The organism is Pseudomonas sp. HLS-6 (assembly GCF_002753995.1).
GTDB classification, from domain to species: domain Bacteria; phylum Pseudomonadota; class Gammaproteobacteria; order Pseudomonadales; family Pseudomonadaceae; genus Aquipseudomonas; species Aquipseudomonas defluvii.
Map to the genome: position 1 here is coordinate 794,947 of NZ_CP024478.1, position 23,461 is coordinate 818,407.

The 23,461-nt window shown below is 59.0% G+C and carries 20 protein-coding genes and 1 pseudogene; 10 read left to right on the forward strand and 11 right to left on the reverse strand.

All coding sequences use genetic code 11. From position 1 onward, the window contains the following. Window positions 1-191: 191 nt before the first annotated feature. Window positions 192-557 (reverse strand): PilZ domain-containing protein, encoded by a 366-nt coding sequence (locus CS390_RS03485; RefSeq protein WP_099773490.1) that lies wholly within the window; start codon window positions 555-557, stop codon window positions 192-194. Window positions 558-742: 185 nt separating this feature from the next. On the opposite strand from CS390_RS03485, the gene CS390_RS03490 reads away from it, so the two are divergent. The 3 genes from CS390_RS03490 to yjiA all read left to right on the forward strand — a co-directional run bounded on the left by CS390_RS03490 (window position 743) and on the right by yjiA (window position 4,074). Beyond that, window positions 743-2,809, forward strand: a complete 2,067-nt coding sequence (locus CS390_RS03490) for a carbon starvation CstA family protein (protein WP_065759276.1) — start codon at window positions 743-745, stop codon at window positions 2,807-2,809. 18 nt (window positions 2,810-2,827) lie between these two features. Further along, a complete protein-coding gene (locus CS390_RS03495; RefSeq protein ID WP_065759275.1) occupies window positions 2,828-3,025 on the forward strand; it encodes a YbdD/YjiX family protein in 198 nt (65 codons plus the stop codon). A gap of 86 nt (window positions 3,026-3,111) precedes the next feature. After that, window positions 3,112-4,074: a GTPase gene (gene yjiA, locus CS390_RS03500; RefSeq protein WP_099773491.1), complete on the forward strand. Its 963-nt coding sequence runs from the start codon at window positions 3,112-3,114 to the stop codon at window positions 4,072-4,074. An 8-nt stretch (window positions 4,075-4,082) separates the two neighbouring features. On the opposite strand, the gene CS390_RS03505 is transcribed toward yjiA, so the two are convergent. The 4 genes from CS390_RS03505 to CS390_RS03520 form a co-directional block, all read right to left on the reverse strand. Continuing rightward, window positions 4,083-4,676, reverse strand: a complete 594-nt coding sequence (locus CS390_RS03505; RefSeq protein WP_099773492.1) for a hypothetical protein — start codon at window positions 4,674-4,676, stop codon at window positions 4,083-4,085. 158 nt (window positions 4,677-4,834) lie between these two features. Next, a complete protein-coding gene (locus tag CS390_RS03510; protein ID WP_157767110.1) occupies window positions 4,835-5,407 on the reverse strand; it encodes a hypothetical protein in 573 nt (190 codons plus the stop codon). Between the two features lie 153 nt (window positions 5,408-5,560). Beyond that, window positions 5,561-6,814 carry a serine hydroxymethyltransferase gene (gene glyA / locus CS390_RS03515; RefSeq protein ID WP_065759272.1) on the reverse strand — a complete coding sequence of 418 codons (1,254 nt, stop codon included), beginning with the start codon at window positions 6,812-6,814 and terminating at the stop codon, window positions 5,561-5,563. A 163-nt stretch (window positions 6,815-6,977) separates the two neighbouring features. Beyond that, window positions 6,978-10,817 (reverse strand): EAL domain-containing protein, encoded by a 3,840-nt coding sequence (locus tag CS390_RS03520; RefSeq protein WP_099773494.1) that lies wholly within the window; start codon window positions 10,815-10,817, stop codon window positions 6,978-6,980. A 313-nt stretch (window positions 10,818-11,130) separates the two neighbouring features. Here CS390_RS03520 and ettA point away from each other — a divergent pair, with 313 nt between their 5' ends. Further along, on the forward strand, window positions 11,131-12,795 hold the full coding sequence (gene ettA, locus CS390_RS03525) for an energy-dependent translational throttle protein EttA (protein WP_065759270.1): 1,665 nt from the start codon (window positions 11,131-11,133) through the stop codon (window positions 12,793-12,795). Between the two features lie 280 nt (window positions 12,796-13,075). Next, a complete protein-coding gene (gene gdhA, locus CS390_RS03530; RefSeq protein WP_099773495.1) occupies window positions 13,076-14,413 on the forward strand; it encodes an NADP-specific glutamate dehydrogenase in 1,338 nt (445 codons plus the stop codon). On the opposite strand, the gene CS390_RS03535 is transcribed toward gdhA, so the two are convergent. The 4 genes and pseudogenes from CS390_RS03535 to CS390_RS03550 all read right to left on the reverse strand — a co-directional run bounded on the left by CS390_RS03535 (window position 14,410) and on the right by CS390_RS03550 (window position 17,695). Then, window positions 14,410-14,907 carry a GreA/GreB family elongation factor gene (locus tag CS390_RS03535; protein ID WP_099773496.1) on the reverse strand — a complete coding sequence of 166 codons (498 nt, stop codon included), beginning with the start codon at window positions 14,905-14,907 and terminating at the stop codon, window positions 14,410-14,412. The genes gdhA and CS390_RS03535 overlap by 4 nt on opposite strands. A gap of 74 nt (window positions 14,908-14,981) precedes the next feature. Next, window positions 14,982-15,194, reverse strand: a pseudogene (locus CS390_RS25215) (hypothetical protein); the annotation flags it as partial. 83 nt (window positions 15,195-15,277) lie between these two features. After that, window positions 15,278-17,131, reverse strand: a complete 1,854-nt coding sequence (locus CS390_RS03545; RefSeq protein ID WP_099773497.1) for a DUF4105 domain-containing protein — start codon at window positions 17,129-17,131, stop codon at window positions 15,278-15,280. A gap of 75 nt (window positions 17,132-17,206) precedes the next feature. Next, window positions 17,207-17,695 (reverse strand): DUF3015 domain-containing protein, encoded by a 489-nt coding sequence (locus CS390_RS03550; protein ID WP_099773498.1) that lies wholly within the window; start codon window positions 17,693-17,695, stop codon window positions 17,207-17,209. 274 nt (window positions 17,696-17,969) lie between these two features. On the opposite strand from CS390_RS03550, the gene CS390_RS03555 reads away from it, so the two are divergent. From CS390_RS03555 to CS390_RS03575, 5 genes are all read left to right on the forward strand, one after another. After that, on the forward strand, window positions 17,970-20,408 hold the full coding sequence (locus CS390_RS03555; RefSeq protein WP_099773499.1) for a Lon protease family protein: 2,439 nt from the start codon (window positions 17,970-17,972) through the stop codon (window positions 20,406-20,408). Between the two features lie 168 nt (window positions 20,409-20,576). Beyond that, on the forward strand, window positions 20,577-20,918 hold the full coding sequence (locus CS390_RS03560) for a hypothetical protein (RefSeq protein ID WP_099773500.1): 342 nt from the start codon (window positions 20,577-20,579) through the stop codon (window positions 20,916-20,918). Between the two features lie 101 nt (window positions 20,919-21,019). Next, window positions 21,020-21,508 carry a TIGR00645 family protein gene (locus tag CS390_RS03565; RefSeq protein WP_065760624.1) on the forward strand — a complete coding sequence of 163 codons (489 nt, stop codon included), beginning with the start codon at window positions 21,020-21,022 and terminating at the stop codon, window positions 21,506-21,508. Window positions 21,509-21,645: 137 nt separating this feature from the next. Continuing rightward, window positions 21,646-21,951, forward strand: coding sequence for a DUF6482 family protein (locus CS390_RS03570; protein ID WP_065760623.1), 306 nt, complete (start codon window positions 21,646-21,648; stop codon window positions 21,949-21,951). Between the two features lie 86 nt (window positions 21,952-22,037). Then, window positions 22,038-22,655 (forward strand): FKBP-type peptidyl-prolyl cis-trans isomerase, encoded by a 618-nt coding sequence (locus tag CS390_RS03575; RefSeq protein WP_065760622.1) that lies wholly within the window; start codon window positions 22,038-22,040, stop codon window positions 22,653-22,655. A gap of 85 nt (window positions 22,656-22,740) precedes the next feature. Here CS390_RS03575 and CS390_RS03580 read toward each other — a convergent pair whose 3' ends face one another. Further along, on the reverse strand, window positions 22,741-22,971 hold the full coding sequence (locus CS390_RS03580) for a hypothetical protein (protein ID WP_099773501.1): 231 nt from the start codon (window positions 22,969-22,971) through the stop codon (window positions 22,741-22,743). Window positions 22,972-23,093: 122 nt separating this feature from the next. Continuing rightward, window positions 23,094-23,435 carry a zinc ribbon domain-containing protein YjdM gene (locus CS390_RS03585; protein WP_065760620.1) on the reverse strand — a complete coding sequence of 114 codons (342 nt, stop codon included), beginning with the start codon at window positions 23,433-23,435 and terminating at the stop codon, window positions 23,094-23,096. Window positions 23,436-23,461: the final 26 nt, after the last annotated feature.

Genomic DNA, 23,461 nt, shown 5'->3' on the forward strand with positions numbered 1-23,461 from the left:
AGACAACAAGTGGCAATCATTGCCAGAAGAATTGTATACAATTTTTAGATAGCCCGAGCAGAGTTGTTGCACGCAATCGTTGTGCCATATTTTCTCATTAATGGTATGCAGGGCGTTTGGCAGGCGCGTCAACGAGCCTTGTAGCGATCGCTAAAGGCTCTGGTGGGGATTAGGTAGTTGGCTAAACGTTCCTACGCTTCGATCAGTTGCCGCAGTTCGCGCTCAAGTTCTTCCGGGTTGGCCAGGTTCAGTTCGATCAATCGCCGCAGGTGCGAAATGGAGTCCAGATCAATGAACTGGCAAACGAAACCCATCTGGTTGCCCTCCTCGTGACGCAACTCCACGTGCATCCTCACTTCGTCGTGGTCGTTGAGGTGTATGGAGGCATCGAAACCCTGGATAGGGTCGCCCTGCCAGCCCTCGGGGCATTCGATCAACAACCCCTTGAGCGACAGATCCAGCAGTTTGACGGGCCATCGTTGATCACCTTGCACCAGCTCGGTGCGGGCATCGAAGGGAACACGTTTGAAAAGCCGACGTTCGTGATGGTCGCTCATGGCCAAGCCCTCCGGGGTTCGCACTCAACTATAGTCCAGTGCTTGTCAGGTACGCGTGTTAGGTGCATAACAGAGCCATGAGTTTCCTGCTCGGGAGGCTCTAGATCGTAGCAGGTATGGCAATGTGCGATGACTCGCCCTAGACTCGTCGGGCAGTCTTTCAATCCACTAGCTGGAAGCTAATCATGAACAACAATAATAGCCTGCTGCGCCACTTGCCGTGGCTAGCGCTGGCAATCATCGGAGCCTGTGCGTTGGGTGTGGTTGCCCTGCGTCGCGGTGAAGCCATCAATGCCTTGTGGATTGTAGTCGCGGCGGTGGCTATCTACCTGGTTGCCTACCGTTACTACAGCCTGTTCATCGCCACCAAGGTGATGCAGCTCGATCCACGTCGGGCTACACCGGCGGTACTCAATAACGATGGTCTGGACTATGTCCCGACCAACAAGCACATCCTGTTCGGCCACCACTTTGCCGCGATTGCTGGCGCAGGGCCGCTGGTCGGACCGGTTCTGGCTGCGCAGATGGGCTATCTGCCCGGTACGCTCTGGCTGATTGCCGGTGTGGTGCTGGCAGGTGCGGTTCAGGACTTTATGGTGCTGTTCCTGTCCACCCGTCGCAACGGCCGTTCGCTGGGCGACATGGTCCGTGAAGAGATGGGCCGGATTCCGGGCACCATTGCCCTGTTCGGCTGCTTCCTGATCATGATCATCATCCTCGCGGTGCTGGCGCTCATCGTGGTCAAGGCCCTGGCCGAGAGCCCTTGGGGCATGTTCACGGTGATGGCGACCATCCCGATCGCGATGTTCATGGGCGTTTACATGCGCTACATCCGCCCGGGGCGTATTGGCGAAATCTCGCTGATGGGTGTTGTCCTGCTGTTGCTGTCGATCTGGCTGGGCGGGCAGGTTGCTGCCGATCCGACCTGGTCCAAGGTCTTCACCTTCACCGGCGTACAAATCACCTGGCTGTTGGTGGGTTACGGCTTTGTGGCTGCCGTACTGCCTGTGTGGCTGGTGCTGGCGCCCCGTGACTACCTCTCGACCTTCCTCAAGATTGGCACCATCGTAGGCCTGGCGATCGGTATTCTGGTCATCGCGCCTGAACTGAAAATGCCTGCACTGACCCAGTTCACCGACGGTACTGGCCCTGTCTGGAAAGGCACCCTGTTCCCGTTCCTGTTTATCACCATCGCGTGTGGTGCGGTATCGGGCTTCCACGCCCTGATCTCCTCGGGCACCACGCCGAAGCTGCTCGACAACGAAACCAACGCCCGCTACATCGGTTACGGCGGCATGCTGATGGAATCGTTCGTAGCCATCATGGCCATGGTCGCTGCTTCGGTGATTGAACCGGGTGTCTACTTCGCCATGAACAGCCCGCCTGCCGTAGTCGGTAGCGATGTGGTCGCGGTGGCGCAGACGGTCAGCAACTGGGGCTTTGCCATCACGCCAGATGTGCTTGAGGGCGTAGCCAAGGACATCGGTGAGCACACCATCCTGGCCCGTGCGGGCGGTGCCCCGACCCTGGCGGTCGGTATCGCGCAGATCCTGCACCAGGTGCTGCCGGGTGAGAACACCATGGCCTTCTGGTACCACTTCGCGATCCTGTTTGAGGCGCTGTTCATCCTCACGGCGGTAGATGCGGGTACCCGTGCCGGACGCTTCATGTTGCAGGATCTGTTGGGCTCCTTCATTCCGGCGCTCAAACGCACTGAGTCGTGGACTGCCAACCTGCTGGCAACAGCCGGTTGTGTGGCCATGTGGGGGTATCTGCTGTACCAGGGCGTGATCGATCCGTTGGGCGGGATCAACACCTTGTGGCCGCTGTTCGGTATCTCCAACCAGATGCTGGCGGGCATTGCGCTGATGCTGGGTACTGTGGTGTTGATCAAGATGAAGCGCCAGCGCTACATCTGGGTCACCCTGTTGCCTGCTGTCTGGCTGCTGATCTGCACCACCACCGCGGGCTTCATCAAGTTGTTCGATCCGAGCCCGGCGGTCGGTTTCCTGGCGCTGGCCGACAAGTACAGCGCGGCACTGGATGCCGGTCAGGTACTGGCACCGGCCAAGGACATCAACCAGATGCAACACGTTATCTTCAACGCCTACACCAACGCGGCGTTGACCGGCCTGTTCCTGTTCGTGGTGTTCAGTATCCTGTTCTTCGCACTGAAGGTCGGTATTGCCGCCCTTGGCAAGAAAGAGCGTAGTGATAAGGAAACCCCGTTCCACCCTGTGCCGGACGCGTAAACACTGAGGAATGCAGTCATGTTCAACGACCTTGGTCGACTGGGTAAGTACCTGGGGCAGGCAGCCCGCCTGATGGTCGGTATGCCCGACTACGACACTTACGTCGAGCATATGCAAACCAAACACCCGGACAAGCCGGTGATGAGCTACGAGGCGTTCTTCAGGGAACGTCAGGAGGCGCGTTACGGGGGGAAGGGTGGGCCCAAGTGCTGTTAACCTTGGCTGACGGCCTGTAATAAACCTGTGGGAGCACGGTACGCCGCGCTCCCACAGTCATTTTTAGCGTTCAGGAGATTTTGCGCGTGCTACCTCCAATCCCCGTTACCGTGCTCAGTGGTTTTCTCGGTGCAGGCAAGACCACCTTGTTGCGCCACCTGCTCAAGGCCGAGCACGGCCTGAAGATCGCCGTGATCGAAAACGAATTCAGCGATGCAGGTATCGACACGGAGCTGCTGGGTGACGAACCGGTGCAGGTCATGACCCTGGCCAATGGTTGTGTTTGCTGCAGCATCCATACCGACCTGACCAAGGCCCTGTTCCTGTTGCTGGAGCGCCTGGACAGTGGCGAGATCGCCTTCGACCGTTTAGTGATCGAATGCACCGGCCTTGCCGACCCCGCACCCGTGGCACAAACCTTCTTCATCGACGAAGAACTGCGTGAGCGCTACATCCTTGATGGCATTATCACCTTGGTCGATGCGGCGCATGCCGACCTCCACCTGACCCAGACCATTGCCCAGGCCCAGGTCGGTTTTGCCGATCGCCTGCTGGTGAGCAAAACCGATCTGGTCGATGCCGCCCAGTTCCAGGCCTTGAGCGAGCGTCTTGGACGGATCAATCGTCGTGCGCCGATTCATGTGGTAGAGCACGGCAAGATCGACCTGTCCGAGTTGCTTGATGTGCGCGGCTTCAATCTCAATGCCGACCTGGGTGGTGGTCTGAGCTTGCGCCCGGTTGCACAAGGCAATAGCGGTGACCGCATAAGCAGCATGGTACTGCGTACCGAGAAGCCCCTGAACATCGACCGGCTCAGCGACTTCATGAATCGTCTGCTCGAAGACCATGGCCGACAGCTGTTGCGTTACAAAGGGGTGCTCAATATTGAAGGCGAGCCACGCCGGCTGGTGTTCCAGGGTGTCTTGAAGTTGTATGGTTTCGACTGGGACCGCGCCTGGGAGCAGGACCAGACGCGGGAGAGCGTCGTGGTGTTCATCGGCGACGATTTGCCTGAAGAACAGATTCGCTCAGCGTTCGAGCAGCTGTAGGCTGCTTGTTAACTGGCGCTCAACCAATCGACGTCGCGGGCAAGAATGTTCAAGCGCAATTGGGTGCCCGACGGTGCATAACCAGCGGTCAGGTAGCCGCCGTTACCTTGACCGATGAGTGTCATGCTCAAGCTCGCCCCGGTAGCCGCTTCTTCAAGGTTGATCATGGCGAAATCGGTAGGCAGGTTCGAGAGGTCGACCGCTTGGTTGTTGTGGGCATGGCGTAACTGCCAGGCGCAAGGATCAACACCATCAATCGGGCACGCCTGAGGTACGCCTTCGGCGGTCATGAATACGCCGTGGTTCAGGTATTTGCCGCTGCGTACGTAGAGTCGATACAGTCCTTCGCTGTGTCGGAAATAGAACTCCGTGGGCGAGACATCGCTCACCACATGAAAGTTTATCAGGCCGTCGTTGCGGTCTTGTTCCCAGTCCTCATCGGTACCGCCGAGTGCACCCAGGGCCTGCGAGACTTCCAGCCCTTCAGGCCGTGCAGGGTGAGGCACGATAACGGGACGGTCGGTGGCTTCGTCCAGAGCGATGAGGCTGTGGCCGTTTATCAGCATGTAAGCGGTGAAGGAAAGTTGTTTATCGGTAGGCATAGCAGGTGATCTCCTGATCAGATTTAGCTCCCGTCTTGGGCTTTTGCCGGTATGACGTTTATCCAGAGGAGCGAGAACCAAGGTAATTTCCCAAAGCCTGTGAGGGCAGGAGGAACAATGCCCTGGTGGTCGTACCATGGGGCATCGCGGTTCTATCCTCAGAACTCATCCGGGTAGCTCAGCCAGGGTGCATTGCGCTCCTGGATATCCAGAATGAAACCCAGTGGGCTCCCTCCCGCAGTGTTGAGGTAGGTAGGCTCTGCGTCATGTCGGCTGCTCCGATGCACGAATCCTTTACCTGCACGCTGCAAAAACATGCCAACACGATCACGTTTTATATGCTCAAGTGACGTTTCGCCGCGTTGTGGATGGATCAGCTTGAAGGGGATGGGCTCCCGTTCAGCGATTACAAAGGCGCCAATGTTGCCATTCTCATCGGTACTGATGCCTCGGCCAAAATACGGGCCAAGTGAGCGGACATACAGGTAGTAACCTTCTGGGGTATGCCTGAAGTACAGGGTCAAGGGCTCCACTGTGTTGCCGTTGGCAGGTGGTTGATGGCCTAGCAAATGGGCGTCACTTCGGGGTTGCAACGCCCCGGCCAACAAGCCTTCGCCGCCGAACGGGGCGATGACTTCTGCCGGAGTTCCCCGCAGGACATCAAGGCAATGAATGGGGTATGCCTGAGTACGCAGGTGGGCGAGGAACGAGTTCTGTCGATGGGTGGGCATGGTGTTCGCCTTGTAGTTCATTGAGTGACAAAGGCGCATGGGCCTTCGTATTCGCTGAACCTAATGGCAAGGAGGTTGCTCGCTGCGTTAATTAATTACGCAGGCGAAAAAAAGCCCGGCTCAAGGCCGGGCTCTTCATTCAGCGAACTGCGATCAAGCGCCGTATACCGGCAGCTTGGCGCAGATAGCCTTGACCTTCTCACGAACGGCGTCGATCACCGCTTCGTTGTTCAGGTCGTCCAGGATGTCGCAGATCCAGCCAGCCAGTTCCTTGCACTCAGCCTCTTTGAAGCCGCGAGTGGTCACAGCCGGGGTACCGAAGCGCAGACCGGAGGTGACGAACGGGGAGCGTGGATCGTTTGGTACCGAGTTCTTGTTGACGGTGATGAAGGCTTTGCCCAGTGCAGCGTCAGCGTCTTTACCCGAGATTTCCTGCTTGATCAGCGAGAGCAGGAACAGGTGGTTCTGAGTGCCACCGGAAACGACGTCGAAACCGCGCTCGATGAAGACGCTGGCCATGGCCTGGGCGTTTTTCACCACTTGCTGCTGGTAAGCCTTGAACTCCGGCTGCAGCGCTTCCTTGAAGCAGATGGCCTTGGCGGCAATCACGTGCTCCAGCGGGCCGCCTTGGGCACCCGGGAATACGGCCGAGTTCAGCTTCTTCTCGATCTCTTCGTTCTTGCGAGCGAGGATCAGGCCGCCACGTGGGCCACGCAGGGTCTTGTGGGTAGTGGTAGTGACCACGTCAGCGAACGGAACCGGGTTCGGGTAAACGCCAGCGGCAACCAGACCGGCAACGTGAGCCATGTCGACGAACAGGTAGGCACCGACCTTGTCGGCGATTTCACGGAAGCGCGGGAAGTCCAGCACTTGCGAGTAGGCGGAGAAGCCGGCAACGATCATCTTCGGCTTGTGTTCCAGGGCCAGACGCTCGACTTCGTCGTAGTCGATCAGGCCGTTGGCATCGATACCGTACTGAATGGCGTTGTACAGCTTGCCCGAAGCGCTGACGCTGGCGCCGTGGGTCAGGTGACCACCGTGTGCCAGGCTCATGCCCAGGATGGTGTCGCCAGCTTGCAGCAGGGCCAGGTAAACGGCGCTGTTGGCTTGCGAACCTGCGTGTGGCTGAACGTTGGCGTAGTCTGCGCCGAACAGCTGCTTGGCGCGGTCGATGGCCAGTTGCTCGACCACGTCGACGTACTCGCAACCACCGTAGTAACGCTTGCCTGGGTAACCTTCAGCGTACTTGTTGGTCAGAACCGAACCCTGGGCTTCCATCACGGCCGGGCTGGTGTAGTTTTCCGAGGCGATCAGCTCGATGTGCTCTTCCTGGCGCTGAGCTTCTTGCTCCATGGCGGCAAAGAGATCGGCGTCGTACTTGGCAATGGTCAAATCACGGCTGAACATGGCGGTCCTCAAGGATCGGGCTGGAAAAGGGAGGCATTCTACCTCATCGGCTTTTGTCTGGCATATGAAAGGGCATCATGTCGCAGACAAGTGGGGCTCATTTGCCGCTGTTTGTGTTGCCCGGCGCCATCCCCGAGCCTGTACAAGGGGGGGATGCGCAGGGTTACTGGAACATGAACAGCGTTTCGTTGCTGAACTGGGCTTCAAACTGGTGGGCCGGCATTGGCCGACCGAACAGGTAGCCCTGAACCTCATCACAACCGTGTTCTCGGAGGAACTCCAGCTGTTCATGGGTTTCCACACCCTCGGCGATTACTGCCAGGTTCAGGCTGTGGGCCATGGCGATGATCGCACGGGCGATCTGGCCATCCTGCTCGCCTTCGGGCAGGCCATCGACGAAGGTGCGGTCGATCTTCAGCACGTCGATCGGGAACTGCTTGAGGTAGTTCAGTGACGAATAGCCAGTACCGAAGTCGTCGACCGCAATGCTCAGGCCGAGGTTTTTCAGGCTGGCGAGTATCTGCATGGCCTCGTTGACCTCGCGCATCAAGATACTTTCGGTCAGCTCCAGTTCCAGGCACGCCGGTGGAACGCCGGTTTCGTTGAGGATCGTGGCGATGCGGGTACCCAGTTGCCCATCGGAAAACTGTCTCGCAGAAATGTTCACCGAAACTTTCGGTACCCGTACCTTGGCCTGGTGCCACTCTTTGAGCTGACGACTGGCTTCACGCAGTACCCAGTCACCGACATCGACCACCAGCCCCAACTCCTCAATCACCGGAATAAAGTCGCCCGGCGGTACCAGGCCACGGGTTGGGTGGCGCCAGCGCAGGAGCGCTTCGGCGCCGGTCAGGCGTTTGCCGTCGCCGCTGAACTGCGGTTGGTAGTACAGGATGAACTCGTTCTGCTCCAGTGCATGGCGCAGGTCGCTTTCCAGCTCCAGGCGCTCCAGCGCACTGGCGTTCATATCCGCCTGGTAGAACTGGAAGTTGTTCTTGCCGCGCTCCTTGGCGTGGTACATCGCGGTGTCGGCGTTTTTCATCAGTTGGCTGAGTTCGCTGCCATCCTGAGGGCTCAGGGCAATACCGATACTGGCGGTGACGAAGAACTCGCGGTTTTCCAGCACAAAGGGACGAACCAGGCTGTTGAGGATCTGTTCGGCCACATTGATGGCGCGGTTCAGCGCCATCTCGCGGGTTGCGCGTGGTTGCAGCAGCAGCGTGAATTCGTCGCCGCCCATGCGCGCAACGGTGTCGTCAGTGTCGACACAGTCGAGCAGGCGTTCGGCCATGTCCTTGAGCATACGGTCGCCGGCCGCGTGGCCAAGGGAGTCATTGATCGGCTTGAAACGGTCCAGGTCGAGGAACATCAGCACCACCCAGGCCTTTTGACGATCAGCTTGCTGCAGTGCGGTGTGCAGGCGGTCCTGGAACAGCGTGCGGTTCGGCAGGTGCGTCAGGGCGTCGTAGTAGGCCAGACGGTGAATGCGTTGTTCGCTGGCCTTGCGCTCGCTGATGTCGGTAAAGAAACACACATAGCTGGCCAGGTCGCCTTCGTCGTCGAGCACAGCGGTAATGCCGACCCAGGCCGGGTAATGCTCGCCGGTGCGACGTTTAAGCCAGACTTCACCTTCCCAGGTGCCGCGGATGTGCAACTGTTTGACCACGTAGCGCAGGTGCGCTTCCTGCTGTTCGTCGACCGTCAGCATATTTGGCAGTTGGTCGAGCACCTCTGCTGCGCTGTAGCCGCTGACGCGGCTGAAGGCTTCGTTGGACTGGACGATATAGCCCGCCGGGTCGGTGATCAGGATGGCCGAAGTCGAGTGCTCAAACACTGTCGCAGCCATGCGCAGGTCTTTTTCAGCGCGGCGCTGCTGGCTGATGTCACGGCCGACGCCGAGTATGCCCTCGAACCGATTGTGCTCATCCCAGACCAGTACCAGGCGCAGTTCGATCGGGATCTTGCGACCATCGGCGCGCAGGCAGTCGAACAGGAACAACTGAGTGGGAAGCTGGGTACGCAATTGCTCCAGTTGTTCTGGAGCGTGCAGGGCACGGTTGAGGCGTTCGATCAGGCTGTAGATGCCGGTCAACTGTGCCGGGTTGGCAATGGTCGATTGCCAGCCGTTCTCGAAAATCCAGTCGACCTCGTAGCCCAATACCGCGTGTACCGAGGGGCTGACATAGTTGGGTTTCAGCATGCTGTCGGTGGAGAAGATGACGTCGCTGATACTTTCGGCAAGCATGCGGTAACGCTGTTCGCTGTCACGCAGCGATTCGCTGGCCTCTATCTGCTCGGTAACGTCTTTGGCCACGCCAATGATGCGGGTGACGTTGCCATCGTTGTCGCGGGTCAGGACCTCTTCGCGAATATCATAACGACGCCAACCCTGGTCACGGTGACGGAAACGTAGCTGGCAGTGCAGTTGTTCCAGGTAGCCACTCTCGCGCTGTTGCTGACGCATCCGGTTGTAGAGTGTGGCGTCTTCAGGGTGCAGAAGGATTTCCCAGAATCGCTCGCCCATCGTCTCCAGTTCGGTACGGGAGTAACCCAGGGTCTGGCCCAGGTGCCGATTGCTGAAGATCATCCGTTGGTTTTGCACGTCCTGCACGTAGAGTTGATCCGGTACGGTACGGACCACGTTCGACCAGAAACTTTCACGCTCCAGCAGCGACAGCTCGACCTGCTTGCGGCTGGTAATATCGCTGATGCTGAGGGTTACCGCTTGATAGTCAGCGCGTTGCTCGGGGAAACGCACCGTCAGCCACAGGTGCAGCTCCTGGTCATCGGCACCACTGAGGCGAACCTCCAGCTCAAGCTGATGTTGATTGTTCAGGACGGCTTCGACCAGTTGCAGGCCAATCCCTTCGTTGCGTGTATCGCCAGCAATCAGGCGTTGCCAGGCACCGTTGCGGCATTCAACCCCCAGCAGTTGCAGGGCGACTTGATTGACCTCGGTGACTTTCAACTCCTGCAGCAACGTGTTGCGCAGGGACCGGTCAAGCAGCAGGCGGTGCTCAAGCTGGTCTTGGCCACGAAGGCGCAGTCGTTCAAGCGTATTGATCAGGCCGGACAAGTCCAGCACACAAAGGGCGACCCCTGTCCCTTCAAAAATATCCTGGTAGCGTCGGCGTCCTTCTTGCAGTGCGCGTTGGCGCTTGCGCATGCTGGCCAATGCCAGCAGCGGCAGCAGGGCGCAGATCAGGCCAAGCAGGCATTTACTGATCAGAGCAGGCAACAGTTGCTGACGACTCAATTCGGCATCGTAGAGGCCGCGCAGTTGCCAGTCGCTGTTATCGAGGAATGTCAGCAGTACGCTCTGCAGTGGCTCGGCGTTGGCTGGCCGTGGCGTTTCAGGTGAGCGATGTTGATTGATGATTTCAGCCGTTCGGCTGTTTTCCAGCAGCCACAAGGGGCGGGTGGGGTTGTCCAGGTGTTCGGCCAGCGCGCTGTAATACTCAGGGCTCAGGCGCAGCAGCCAGTAACCGCTGGTCGGCCGATCTGATTGGCGTAGCAGCAGGTAGATGTAACTGTTGTCACTGTTGTTGCTGAAGTAGTACGGGTGGCCATTGCTCAGCCGTATCAATTCTTCAATAGCATGCTGGTCAGGCGATTCGCCGAGGCTGTCGCGCAACGGGCGTGCCTGGCTGTCGAACCAGGCGATGCTGCGCAGTGAGGGCAGTGCGCGCTGCAGATTGGCCACCACCTTCGGTAGCGCGCGGTCGTCAGGGGGCAGCGGATAGGGTTGGACCTGATTGAGTGCGGTCTGAGCCTTGAGGGCCATGTTCAGGCTCAGGTGATCGGCCAACTCGTTGCTGGAATCCAGGCTGTGTTGGCGCTCATCGGCAAGGGTATGGTGGTACTGATCAATCAATAGCCAGAACAGCAGGCCGAGCAGCAGCAATACCAGGATGGCCAACACCCCTTTCAACGAACCGCGCAACAATGAACCCGAGCTGGAGGGTGCGGTACGCAGGGAGGACGGCTGAGTAAGATTGGTCAAACGTTGATCCTGCGGTATGGCTGGCTGTGGCAGGTTTGAGCTGCTTATTGGGTGCGCACCCTCACGCTCAGCCGTGCAGGCCGATGCGTACTCATAAGCTGGACGCCCGAAGGGCGCTTAGCATGCCTTGAGTTGTGGCGAAGTGCCAGTCCTGTTCGCAGATCCCGACAAAGTGCTATGTCGGCGGCCCAGGCCTGCCTGGGCCAGAGCTTGGGCCTGACGGTTGTCGGTTGGCCAAGTTAATAGTCGCTTTTACTTTTTTACGTCATACAATTGGCCCCTTGAATTTACTTGCTTACAGGAGCTCAACGTTTTGGCTCAATACGTCTACACCATGCATCGGCTGAGCAAAGTTGTTCCGCCGAAGCGGGAAATCTTGAAGAACATCTCCCTGTCGTTTTTCCCCGGCGCCAAGATCGGCGTGCTCGGCCTCAACGGTTCGGGTAAATCCACCCTGTTGAAAATCATGGCGGGTGTTGATACCGAGTTCGACGGTGAAGCACGGCCAATGCCGGAGCTGAATGTCGGTTACCTGCCGCAGGAACCACAGCTCGACCCAACCAAAACCGTGCGTGAAGTGGTCGAAGAAGCGGTCAGCGTGATCAAGGATGCCCAGGCTCGCCTGGACGAAGTCTATGCGGCGTATGCCGATCCTGACGCCGACTTCGACAAGCTGGCCGCTGAACAGGCCAAGCTTGAGGCGATTCTGCAGGCCAGCGATGGTCACAACCTGGAGCGTCAGCTGGAAGTGGCGGCCGATGCCCTGCGCCTGCCTGCCTGGGACGCCAAGGTCGAACACCTGTCGGGTGGTGAAAAGCGTCGTGTAGCACTCTGCCGTCTGCTGCTGTCGGCACCGGACATGCTCCTGCTCGACGAACCGACCAACCACCTGGATGCCGACTCTGTCGCCTGGCTCGAGCACTTCCTGCACGACTTCCCGGGTACTGTGGTAGCGATTACCCACGACCGTTACTTCCTCGACAACGTCGCCGGCTGGATCCTCGAACTCGACCGTGGCGCCGGTATTCCGTACGAAGGCAACTATTCGGGCTGGCTGGAAGCCAAGTCGGATCGTCTGGCCCAGGAATCCAAGCAGCAGTCGGCCCATGAAAAGGCCATGAAGGAAGAACTGGAGTGGGTGCGCAAAGGCGCCAAGGCACGCCAGTCGAAATCCAAGGCTCGTCTGCAGCGCTTCGAAGAAATGCAATCGCAGGAATTCCAGAAACGCAGCGAAACCAACGAGATCTACATCCCGGCTGGCCCGCGCCTGGGCGACAAGGTCATCGAGTTCAAGAACGTCACCAAGGGTTATGGCGACCGTGTACTGATCGACAACCTGTCGTTCAGCATGCCTAAAGGCGCCATTGTCGGTGTGATCGGTGGTAACGGTGCCGGTAAATCGACCCTGTTCCGCATGCTGATGGGCAAGGAAACACCAGACTCGGGCACCATCGAGATCGGTGAAACCGTGCAACTGGCCTGTGTCGATCAGAGCCGCGAAGACCTGGACGGCAACAAGACCGTGTTCCAGCAGATCTCCGATGGTTCCGACCAGATCCGTATCGGTAACTACGAAATCCCTTCGCGTACCTACGTGGGTCGCTTCAACTTCAAGGGCGGCGACCAGCAGAAGTTCGTCAAGGACCTCTCCGGTGGTGAGCGTGGCCGTCTGCACCTGGCCCTGACCCTGAAGGAAGGCGCCAACGTCCTGCTGCTCGACGAACCGTCCAACGACCTGGACGTGGAAACCCTGCGTTCGCTGGAAGAAGCCCTGCTGGACTTCCCGGGCGCCGCTATCGTGATCTCTCACGATCGCTGGTTCCTGGACCGCGTGGCCACCCACATCCTGGCCTACGAGGACGATTCCCAGGCGGTATTCTTCGAGGGTAACTACACCGAGTACGAAGCCGACCGCAAGAAGCGTCTTGGCGAAGCTGCTGCCCAGCCGCACCGGGTACGGCACAAAAAACTGGCATAACCGCTCGCGGTTTTGCACTGGAACGGGGCCTTCGGGCTCCGTTTTTTTTTTGCCGAAAAATGTGGCGTACCTGTTGCCTGAAAGGCAGGCTCTCTAAGGCTAAGCATGCGCTGGCTCAGGCAAAACAGCCTGGCTGAAGACGCGCTTGAATGTGTATACATTTACATAAATGCACCATTTAATTTCAAAAAAACGACATTTTGCACTGTCGCAGTGCGCCTTGACTTGATAAAGTCCCGGGAAAAATTCTTACAAGCTAATCATCTGCCGAGACCTTCCCATGATCGAATCCGTCGAAGACTTCCTCGCACGCCTGAAAAAACGTGACCCAGCCCAGCCTGAATTCCATCAGGCGGTGGAAGAGGTACTGCGCAGCCTCTGGCCCTTCCTGGAAGCCAATCCGCACTACCTGCAGGCCGGTATTCTTGAGCGTATGGTCGAGCCTGAGCGCGCGATCCTGTTCCGCGTGTCGTGGGTCGACGATCAGGGCAAGGTCCAGGTCAACCGCGGTTATCGTATCCAGATGAGCAGTGCCATTGGCCCTTACAAGGGCGGCCTGCGTTTCCACCCGTCGGTCAACCTCGGCGTGCTGAAGTTCCTGGCCTTTGAACAGGTGTTCAAGAACTCCCTGACCTCGCTGCCCATGGGCGGCGGCAAGGGCGGCTCTGACTTTGACCCCAAAGGCAAGAGCGACGCTGAAGTGATGCGCTTCTGCCAGGCGTTCATGAGCGAGTTGTACCGCCACATTGGTGCCGACCTTGACGTACCAGCCGGTGATATCGGCGTCGGCGCACGGGAAATCGGCTTCATGTTCGGCCAATACAAGCGCCTGGCGAACCAGTTCACCTCCGTGCTGACCGGCAAGGGCATGACCTACGGCGGCAGCCTGATACGCCCTGAGGCGACCGGTTACGGTTGCGTGTACTTTGCCGAAGAGATGCTCAAGCGTCAGGACCTGCGCATTGACGGTCGCCGTGTTGCCATCTCCGGTTCCGGCAACGTGGCCCAGTACGCCGCGCGCAAGGTCATGGACCTGGGTGGCAAGGTGATCTCCTTGTCCGATTCCGAAGGTACCCTGTATTGCGAAGCGGGCCTGAATGATGAGCAATGGGACGCGTTGATGGCGCTGAAGAACGTCAAGCGTGGCCGCCTCAGTGAGATGGGCGGGCACTTTGGCCTGGAGTTCCGTGCCGGCCAGCGTCCCTGGAGCCTGCCGTGTGACATCGCCCTGCCGTGCGCCACCCAGAACGAACTGGACGCTGACGATGCCCGCACCTTGCTGAGCAATGGCTGCCTCTGTGTGGCCGAAGGTGCAAACATGCCGACCACCCTGGAGGCAGTGGATATCTTCCTTGAGGCCGGCATCCTCTTCGCTCCAGGCAAGGCGTCCAACGCCGGTGGCGTGGCCGTGAGCGGGCTGGAGATGTCGCAGAACGCCATGCGCCTGTTGTGGACTGCTGGCGAAGTGGACAGCAAGCTGCACAACATCATGCAGTCGATCCACCACGCCTGCGTGCATTACGGTGAGGAAAACGGTCGAATCAACTACGTCAAAGGCGCCAACATTGCCGGCTTCGTCAAAGTTGCCGATGCCATGCTGGCTCAAGGCGTCGTTTAAGCCTCCGGTTCGATGGCGATGATCTCGATCGACTGATCACCGGCCGGTCGTCGCCACACCACTTCGTCCCCTGGCTTGGCGCCCAGCAGCGCCCGGCCCAGGGGGGAACCCCAGTTGATCAGGCCGCTTGCGGCATAGGCCTGATCTTCTCCGACCAGTTGAACCTGATGCTGCTGACCGCTTTCATCGGCAAAGGTCACGTGGCTGCCAATCTGCACCTTGTCCCGTGATGCCGCTGGTGCAACCACCAGCGCACTCTGCACCTTGGCATTGAAATAGCGCAGGTCACGCTCGGTCTCCACGAGCCGCTGCTTGTCTGCCTGCTCACCTTGGGCGAGCAGTTCACTGCGCAGCGTGTTCAATTCGGCGACACGCTCATGCAGCAAGGTAAGACCTCGGGCGGTGACGTAGTTGGGTTGCTCGCTGATCTGACGTTCAACGGGCTGATCAGCCTGGTCACCGGCTTGATCTTCATTGACGAATGCACGACTCATGAACGGCTCCTTCTCAGGAGACCCTGCTGACAGACGTGCGCACTCTGGCTGACCCGGTTGCGACCTGTTTGCGTCGCCGCATCGCGGTCTTTCTCCTGCTGCCATTGTTCTTCGTGATCGTCCCAATGGCGGGCACGGTAGTCTCGCAGGTCCTGATGCTCCTGCATGGCCTGGCACTGGCGAAAGCCATTGTCCCAGCCGGCCTCATATTGGCGGTTGTGCAGGTAGCGTGGTACATCTTTGCGAAAGTCGCCAGCTATTAACGCTGCGGCCTGACAACCGTCACGGTCGTCTCCCGAGTGGCATTGGCAATCGCCGAAAAGGCCAGTGCACAAAGATCCGTACACAGGGGCCAGTACACTGCGGCTAATCAGTAGTTGTACCACTTGAGCTCAAGCATCACCTCGTTCTGCGCTGTGGTGAACGCGCTGAAATCGCGTTTTGCGCTCAGGCGCAGGCCGAGGTTGTTCGACAGCTCCCACTGCTGGTTCAGGCTCAGGCTTCGGCGCACTTCGCCATTGGTAAAGTAATCGCCCTTGGCCTCCAGGCTCAGGTTGCCCAGCCCGTTACGCCACAAAAGGCCGGTGTTGAAGCCCGCTGCTGGCGCAATGAAGCCGGCGAAGTCGGCGTTGTGCTCGACCCTTACGGTTCCAAGGGCAAAGCCGAGCATTTCGTCGCTCAGCGCCCAAGTACCGCCAGCGCCGCCATTTACATGACTGACCAGGGTTTCGTCACCCTCCCTGCCAAGCACCCGCTCCAGGCCGCCTGCGACTTGCCATGACCAAGGTTGCAACAGGGCGTTGCGCGGGGTCAGCGAGCGAATGGTCGCCAGGTCCAGGCGTTGCAGTTGCCACTGGTTGTTTTCGTACTGGCGTAGTTTCAGCTGGAGGATTTCGATTTGCGCCCCCAGCGGGAAGCCATACATATTGTCGTTGAGGTCGTGGTAAGCCATGCGCAGGCCATACTCGGCGAACGCACGGTCTTCTCGTGTGCCCACCCCTAACTGCCAGGTGCGCGACTGATGGCCATCTTCGGGCAGCCCTGGCCGCTTTATATCGAGCTCAGGTGGAGGGTTGCGGTTGATCGCTCGCAGCAGTTCAAAGCTGCGTTTGGCGCGCGCCGGATCACGCTCCTGGCCATTGGCACGGTAGCGTTCCAGGCGGTAGGCGGCGTCTTGCACCAAGGCCTGGCGGTCACGTGGCAGTGCGCTGAACGCCGGGCTTTGCAGTTGTGCGGTATCGGCACTGACGGCCAGCACCTGGCGCTGCTCCTCGGCATCCAGTGGCGCTGCGCGCTCCAGCAATTCACGTTCGCGCGAAGGCCGATAGTCGATACGCTCCACCAGCCCCGATTGCTTGACGGCCTTGACGGTGTCGGTAGGAATGGCCGTGAGCGGGAACTGCGAGGTCAGGTCCAGGCTTGGGCGAGCCACCTGCAGCAACTCGAGCAAACGGTAAGAGCAGTTTTCGTCAAAGAAAAAGTAGTCGAAGCGAATCTGTTTGAGTTCCCACACGTGCTCGACCATGCGCCCGGTTTCTTCCGGGGTCAGGTTCAAGCGGTACTCCCACAGGTCGCGGTTTTCCAGGCTGCGGTATTCCGAAAGCTTTTCCTGATAGGGCACCAGTGCAAACAGGCCCGGATAGCCGCCCATCAGGCCTTTCCAGGCATAGAGGATGCTGTTGTCGTTGCCTTCTATGTAGGCGCCAAAGTTGATCGCGTAACTCAGTAACGCCGTGTCGTTCTTTTGCACATCGGCCTGATCGATACGCAGCAGGGTATGGCCGAACATTGATGAGGGGCTGTTCAAGTAGGCTGCCGGGAAGATCATCACCGCACTGTGTGGCGAAACATCCTTGAACCACTGGGGGTATTCCTTGCAGTCCGGTGCGGGCAGGTCATTCAACTGCAGTTGTTCGCGCAGCCAGCGGGTGCGTGCCGGGAACACGCACTGCGCATGTTTGTCACCCAGGCTTGCTGGTGCATAGAGCGCCTGGAGCGTGGCCTTCAACTCCAGATCAGGGTGATGCCCTCCGTCTTTGGCGAGAAAGAAACGTTGGTCGTCGACATAACTTCGCCAGCCACCAAGCTTGGCGGTTTCGTAGTGACCCAAAGCGATCCAGTAGCGATCATTGGCCAACTGGTTCAGGCGGTTGTCGTCGAAAACGGGAGCTGCATGCAACGGGGCGCAGGCACAGAGCGCCAGGTAGGCAAGGCGTTTGAGCATGTCGGGCAACTACGTCTGAATGATGCCGATAGAGGCGAAGAACAACCCGCCCCATCAGGGGCGGGTAGGCCGAGCTTAAGCCTGGGTCGCGTATTTGGCCAGGCGTGGGTCGCTTTTCAAAACTGCCAGGGTATTGGTGTGGACATCTTCAGCGGTGATGTCTGCAGTCTTGAAGATCTCCTGGAAATGTTGGTGGGTGACGGCGGCGAAGTGCGCGCGGTCTTCGGGCGCTACGCCGAGAACGACGGCGTACGTGGTCAGTGCTTCACCTTGGCCTTTGGCCATGTCTTCAGACAGTTCGTTCATCATGCCATTCATGGCGAACCACGACTTGCCGCCATACGTCAGCGCGGCATTGGTCGCGCAGCCGTTAGTGCCGGACGTCATGCCGAACGTTGCGTTACCGGAGGTGCCATTGGTGGTCGATGCAAGGAAGTGGGCCGGTGTACCGCGCTGGCCCTCGAACAGCAGGTTGCCCCAGCCGCAATCCGGGCCGCCAGGCGCCTGGGCCATGGCGTTCAGGGATGCGGCGGCGAACAGAGTACCCAGAAGAATCCGTTTCATAGCATTGTTCTCTTTCTAAGAAGTACAAACCAAAGGTCAGGGTTATCTGGCATATCGGTGAGACCAGTAGCCAGCGCGGGTCGGTTATTTACCCAGCCGCGCAGCCTTCAGTTTAGGCACGATCTAACAGTTCGCTGGTTAATTGCGAAAGATTGCTGGCGGCGCACGTGCAGCGCAGGTTTCGCCCTGTTGCAGAAAGCGTTGAAGAGCCTTGCAAGCCGCAGGTTCCCGGCGCCAGAATGCTTCATCTGCCCCGCCGAAGTAAGGAAGCCCGATGCCCGATCCTGTTGCTGCGAGCCTGCGTCTTGCGCCAGAAGCCTTGACCCGGCCGTTTTCCGCTGAACAGTTCGCTTTTACCACCACCAATGATCTGGAGCCCTTTCGCGGTGTGCTTGGCCAGGAACGTGCCGTCGAAGCCTTGCAGTTTGGCGTCGCCATGCCGCGTCCTGGGTACAACGTTTTTGTCATGGGTGAGCCCGGCACCGGGCGCTTCTCATTCGTCAAGCGCTACCTGAAAGCCGAAGGTAAGCGCCTGCATACCCCCTCGGACTGGGTCTACGTCAACAACTTTGATGACCCGCGTGAAGCCAAGGCACTGGAGTTGCCGCCTGGCAGCGCCGGTGCGTTCATCGCTGATATTGGCGGCTTGATCGACAACCTGCTGGCAACCTTCCCGGCGGTGTTTGAGCACCCCTCGTTCCAGCAGAAAAAAAGCGCCATCGACCGCGGTTTCAATCAGCGCTATGACCGTGCCCTGGATGTCATCGAGCGGGCGTCCCTGGAAAAGGACGTTGCCCTGTATCGTGACAGCAGTAACGTTGCCTTCACCCCGATGAGTGACGGCAAGGCGCTGGATGAGGCCGAGTTTGCGCAGTTGCCTGAAGTCGAGCGTGAGCGTTTCCACGAGGACATTGCCGCACTGGAAGAGCGTCTGAACGAAGAGCTGGCCAGCTTGCCGCAGTGGAAGCGCGAGTCGAGCAACCAGTTGCGTCAGCTCAACGAAGAAACCATTACCCTGGCCTTGCAGCCGCTGTTGTCGCCGCTCTCGGAAAAGTACGCGGAGAACGCCGCCGTCTGCGCCTACCTGCAAGCCATGCAGGTCAACTTGTTGCGCACGGTGGTCGAACAACTGGTCGACGACAGCAAAAGCGACGCGGTGGCCCGCAAGATGCTGGAAGAGCAATATGCGCCAAGCCTGGTGGTTGGGCATCCGGTCAGTGGCGGTGCGCCGGTGGTGTTTGAGCCGCACCCGACTTACGACAACCTGTTTGGCCGTATCGAATACAGCACCGATCAAGGGGCGCTCTACACCAGCTATCGGCAACTGCGCCCCGGCGCGCTGCACCGTGCAAATGGTGGCTTCCTGATTCTTGAAGCCGAGAAAATGCTGGGCGAACCCTTTGTCTGGGATGCGCTCAAGCGTGCCTTGCAATCGCGCAAACTGAAAATGGAGTCACCGTTGGGCGAGCTGGGGCGCGTCGCCACCGTCAGCCTCACACCGCAGATGATTCCGCTGCAGGTCAAGGTCGTCATCATTGGGGCCCGCCAGCTTTACTACGCCCTGCAGGACCATGATCCGGACTTCCAGGAAATGTTCCGGGTGCTGGTGGATTTCGACGAAGACATTCCAATGGTCGACGAGAGCCTGGAACAATTCGCGCAGTTGCTCAAAACCCGTACCAGCGAGGAAGGCATGGCGCCGTTGACTGCCGATGCGGTCGCACGCCTGGCAACCTACAGTGCGCGTTTGGCCGAGCATCAAGGGCGTTTGTCGGCGCGAATCGGTGACCTGTTCCAGCTGGTCAGCGAGGCGGACTTCATTCGCCACCTGGCCAACGACGAAATGACCGACTGCGGCCATATCGAGCGGGCGCTCAGGGCCAAGGCCACGCGTACTGGCAGGGTTTCGGCGCGGATTCTCGACGACATGCTTGCCGGGATCATCCTGATCGACACCGAAGGTGCGGCCGTGGGCAAGTGCAACGGCCTGACAGTGCTTGAAGTGGGTGATTCGGCGTTCGGTGTGCCGGCGCGGATTTCCGCCACGGTTTACCCGGGTGGAAGCGGCATCGTCGACATCGAGCGCGAGGTCAATCTGGGCCAGCCGATTCACTCCAAGGGGGTAATGATCCTGACCGGTTACCTGGGCAGTCGTTATGCCCAGGAATTCCCGTTGGCCATTTCCGCAAGTATTGCGCTGGAGCAGTCCTACGGTTATGTCGACGGCGACAGTGCCTCCCTCGGTGAGGCCTGCACCCTGATTTCGGCGTTGTCGAGAACCCCGCTCAAGCAGTGTTTCGCTATTACCGGTTCCATCAACCAGTTCGGTGAGGTGCAGGCTGTCGGCGGGGTCAACGAGAAAATCGAGGGCTTCTTCCGGCTCTGCGAAGCCCGTGGCCTGACCGGTGAACAGGGGGCAATCATTCCGCGTGCCAACGTCACGACACTGATGCTCGATGAGCGTGTACTGCAGGCCGTGCGCGCGGGGCAGTTCCACATCTATGCGGTCAGCCAAGCCGATGAGGCATTGAGCCTGCTGGTGGGCGAACCCGCCGGTACGCCCGATGCCGAAGGTCAGTTCCCCGAGGGTAGCGTCAATGCCAGGGTGGTCGAGCGGCTGCGGGAAATTGCCGAGATGATCAGCGACGAGGAGCTCAAGGAGGCGGAGAAAGAGCACGCTGAACAGGCGTTGGTCGAGGTCAAGTCGTCCTGACGTGGGGGGGTGGGCGCCAGGGTCGGTATGACCATTCGGCGCCCGCTGCTGTGCTACCGCTTGTCGCTGTCGGTTTTCTTCTATTCTTCAGATCATGGACAGTCGTAGGTACAGGATAGAGACAGCTTCCGATGGGAGCTGAACAGGGTTTCTCCGAGGATCGTCGCCATGCCGCGCAGCCTCAGCCTTACTCGTCAATGCCTGGGTCTGGTCACCCGCATTGAATGCAGCATTCGTCCGCTGGCCGGTGACAATGGTATGTGGACGCTGCTTTTCGCCGCCGGCATGGCTGGCGAGCAACCTTCCGCGATCAAGGCTCAGGGGCCGTTCCACGGTCCTTATGTCGCAGAGTCAGTACTTAATGCCATCGTCGATAGCCTGACCTTGCATGGCTATCAAATTGCGGATGGGCCACAGATCTGGTGCATTCACTTGCAGGCACAGCTCAGACGGATCAACGGCGAACGGGTGCATCACGTGGGTGATTTCCAGTTCCATCCAGAGACCTGAGGGCTGCCCCCGGTTGCCTTGCGGCAACCTGACGCGGGCTTTTTCTGTCATTCGTGGCTGGTATACTTGTGCCCGTTTTCTCGCCACCGATGAGTTTTTTAATGGAACGTTTTATCGAAAACACGATGTATGCCTCTCGCTGGCTGCTCGCGCCCATCTACTTTGGTTTGTCCTTGGGGCTGCTGGCGCTGGCACTGAAATTTTTCCAGGAAATCTTCCACGTATTGCCCAACGTGTTTTCCATGGCTGAAGCCGACCTGATCCTGGTGATCCTTTCGTTGATCGACATGTCCCTGGTGGGTGGCCTGCTGGTCATGGTGATGTTCTCCGGCTATGAGAACTTTGTCTCGCAACTGAACATCGATGACGACAAGGAAAAGCTCAGTTGGCTGGGCAAGATGGACTCCACCTCGCTGAAGATGAAGGTGGCGGCCTCGATCGTGGCGATCTCCTCGATCCACCTGTTGCGGGTTTTCATGGACGCGCGGAACATCGAGACGCAGTACCTGATGTGGTATGTGATCATCCACATGACCTTTGTGGTGTCTGCGTTCGCGATGGGTTACCTGGACAAATTGACCAAGCACTGATTGCGTCTTGCTCGGTGCGCTTGAAACCGCCCGTCCGTTACAAAACGGACGGGCGGTTGCGTTTCTGGCTTGTACTTTGTTCATCCCTGTACGAAGAATGAACAGTCGCTCGTATGTCCCAGTAGTGAGGTGCTGCAATGAACCTGCACGATCTGAATACCGAGGCCAGGGCTGGTCATGTCGAGGAACTCAACCTGATCGCTATCGAAGGGGGGGATTACCTGCTTGAGGCACGCGTACATGGGCGCGCCCACCCGTTGTCTGATACACGAGGCCAGCGCTTGCGCGTGCACTCTGTGGAAGAGGCGCGCGGGCAGTTGCAGGGGTTGCCAGACCTGCCGCTGAACCTGGTGCATTGGTCGGTGCAGGACGAAATGTGCGGCATGAGCAGCACAGCGGAAGAGGATCTGAAAGTGCCGATTTCCCGGCGTTCGGCCTGGTAGCTGAACTGCTGCGCCGCAGTGTGCTAGGCTGCTCGCCCTTTTCATGAAGGGCGCGGTGTTCGTGCGCCCTGTAGCGGAGCAAGCCAATGTCCGAAATCAACCTGTCTACCGACGAAACGCGCGTCAGCTACGGCATCGGCCGTCAGCTGGGTGGTCAACTGCGTGACAACCCACCACCAGGCGTCAACCTGGAAGCGATCCTGGCCGGTCTGACCGACGCGTTCAATGGCCAGGCCAGCCGTGTCAGCGAAGAAGCGCTGTCGGCCAGCTTCAAGGTCATCCGCGACATCATGCAAGCGCAAGCGGCTGCCAAGGCTGAAGCTGCGGCCGGCGAAGGCAAGGCCTTCCTGGCTGAAAACGCCAAGCGTGAAGGTATCACTACCCTGGCTTCGGGCCTGCAGTTTGAAGTACTGACCGCTGGTGAAGGTGCTAAGCCGACTCGCGATGACAGCGTCCGTACCCACTACCACGGCACCCTGATCGACGGCACTGTCTTCGACAGCTCCTACGAGCGCGGTCAGCCTGCTGAGTTCCCTGTTAGCGGCGTGATCGCTGGCTGGACCGAAGCCCTGCAACTGATGAACGCTGGTAGCAAATGGCGCCTGTACGTACCGAGCGAGCTGGCCTACGGCGCTCAGGGCGTTGGCAGCATCCCGCCGCACAGCGTACTGGTCTTCGACGTCGAGCTGCTCGACGTTCTGTAAGCCCTGGCGTTGCTGGGGGCTCGGCTCTCCGGCAGCGGCAATGCCGGCTTCTGCGCAACCGTGCGGGAGCCAGCGTTGCTGGCGATTACAGCGGGCGCAACGCCCGTGCGTAAGAAAACAGAAACAGGTTGCGCACCAGTTCCTTGAGCACATTCGGCTCGTTTGAATTCAAACCATTCAGGTCCAGATCACCCTGGGCGTGTAGCTCATGCAGTGCGTCTTCTTCGAGCACGGCACAGACCTCACCGGTTTCCCGGTGCAGGATGCGCAGGCAAGGGTGAGGGCGTTCCAGCCAGGCGTCGATCAGATAGGTCATGACTATTCTCCTTGAGGTTTCAATGAGAATAATTCTTATTAGCAAAATAGCAAGAAGTGATTGGCAGTTGCTGCCAGAAGGTCGATCCGAGGCCGTTGCACGGCCCCGAATCCAGGTGCGGGTCAGACTTTACGGACGAACTCGGACTTGAGTTTCATCGCGCCGATGCCGTCGATCTTGCAGTCAATGTCATGGTCGCCGTCACATAGGCGGATGTTCTTGACCTTGGTACCGACCTTGACCACCAGGGACGAACCCTTGACCTTGAGGTCCTTGATCACGGTAACGGTGTCGCCGTCTTGCAGGACGTTGCCCACCGAGTCCTTTTTCACTGCCTCGTCGTTGCCTGCTTCGGCCTCACCGCTGGCGGACCACTCGTGGGCGCACTCGGGGCAGATCAGCATGGCACCGTCTTCGTAGGTGTATTCGGAGTTGCATTTTGGGCAGGGAGGCAAAGTGCTCACTAAGGTTCCTCTGGGGGTGCGTGCAA

Coding starts and splice junctions, on each gene's coding strand:
- CS390_RS03560 (WP_099773500.1), top strand. CDS start 20,577: ATGCCGCGCAGCCTCAGCCTTACTCGTCAATGCCTGGGTCTGGTCACC.
- CS390_RS03485 (WP_099773490.1), bottom strand. CDS start 557: ATGAGCGACCATCACGAACGTCGGCTTTTCAAACGTGTTCCCTTCGAT.
- CS390_RS03535 (WP_099773496.1), bottom strand. CDS start 14,907: ATGAGTCGTGCATTCGTCAATGAAGATCAAGCCGGTGACCAGGCTGAT.
- CS390_RS03505 (WP_099773492.1), bottom strand. CDS start 4,676: ATGCCTACCGATAAACAACTTTCCTTCACCGCTTACATGCTGATAAAC.
- CS390_RS03555 (WP_099773499.1), top strand. CDS start 17,970: ATGCCCGATCCTGTTGCTGCGAGCCTGCGTCTTGCGCCAGAAGCCTTG.
- CS390_RS03580 (WP_099773501.1), bottom strand. CDS start 22,971: ATGACCTATCTGATCGACGCCTGGCTGGAACGCCCTCACCCTTGCCTG.
- CS390_RS03550 (WP_099773498.1), bottom strand. CDS start 17,695: ATGAAACGGATTCTTCTGGGTACTCTGTTCGCCGCCGCATCCCTGAAC.
- CS390_RS03565 (WP_065760624.1), top strand. CDS start 21,020: ATGGAACGTTTTATCGAAAACACGATGTATGCCTCTCGCTGGCTGCTC.
- glyA (WP_065759272.1), bottom strand. CDS start 6,814: ATGTTCAGCCGTGATTTGACCATTGCCAAGTACGACGCCGATCTCTTT.
- CS390_RS03545 (WP_099773497.1), bottom strand. CDS start 17,131: ATGCTCAAACGCCTTGCCTACCTGGCGCTCTGTGCCTGCGCCCCGTTG.
- CS390_RS03570 (WP_065760623.1), top strand. CDS start 21,646: ATGAACCTGCACGATCTGAATACCGAGGCCAGGGCTGGTCATGTCGAG.
- CS390_RS03490 (WP_065759276.1), top strand. CDS start 743: ATGAACAACAATAATAGCCTGCTGCGCCACTTGCCGTGGCTAGCGCTG.
- CS390_RS03495 (WP_065759275.1), top strand. CDS start 2,828: ATGTTCAACGACCTTGGTCGACTGGGTAAGTACCTGGGGCAGGCAGCC.
- gdhA (WP_099773495.1), top strand. CDS start 13,076: ATGATCGAATCCGTCGAAGACTTCCTCGCACGCCTGAAAAAACGTGAC.
- CS390_RS03575 (WP_065760622.1), top strand. CDS start 22,038: ATGTCCGAAATCAACCTGTCTACCGACGAAACGCGCGTCAGCTACGGC.
- CS390_RS03510 (WP_157767110.1), bottom strand. CDS start 5,407: ATGCCCACCCATCGACAGAACTCGTTCCTCGCCCACCTGCGTACTCAG.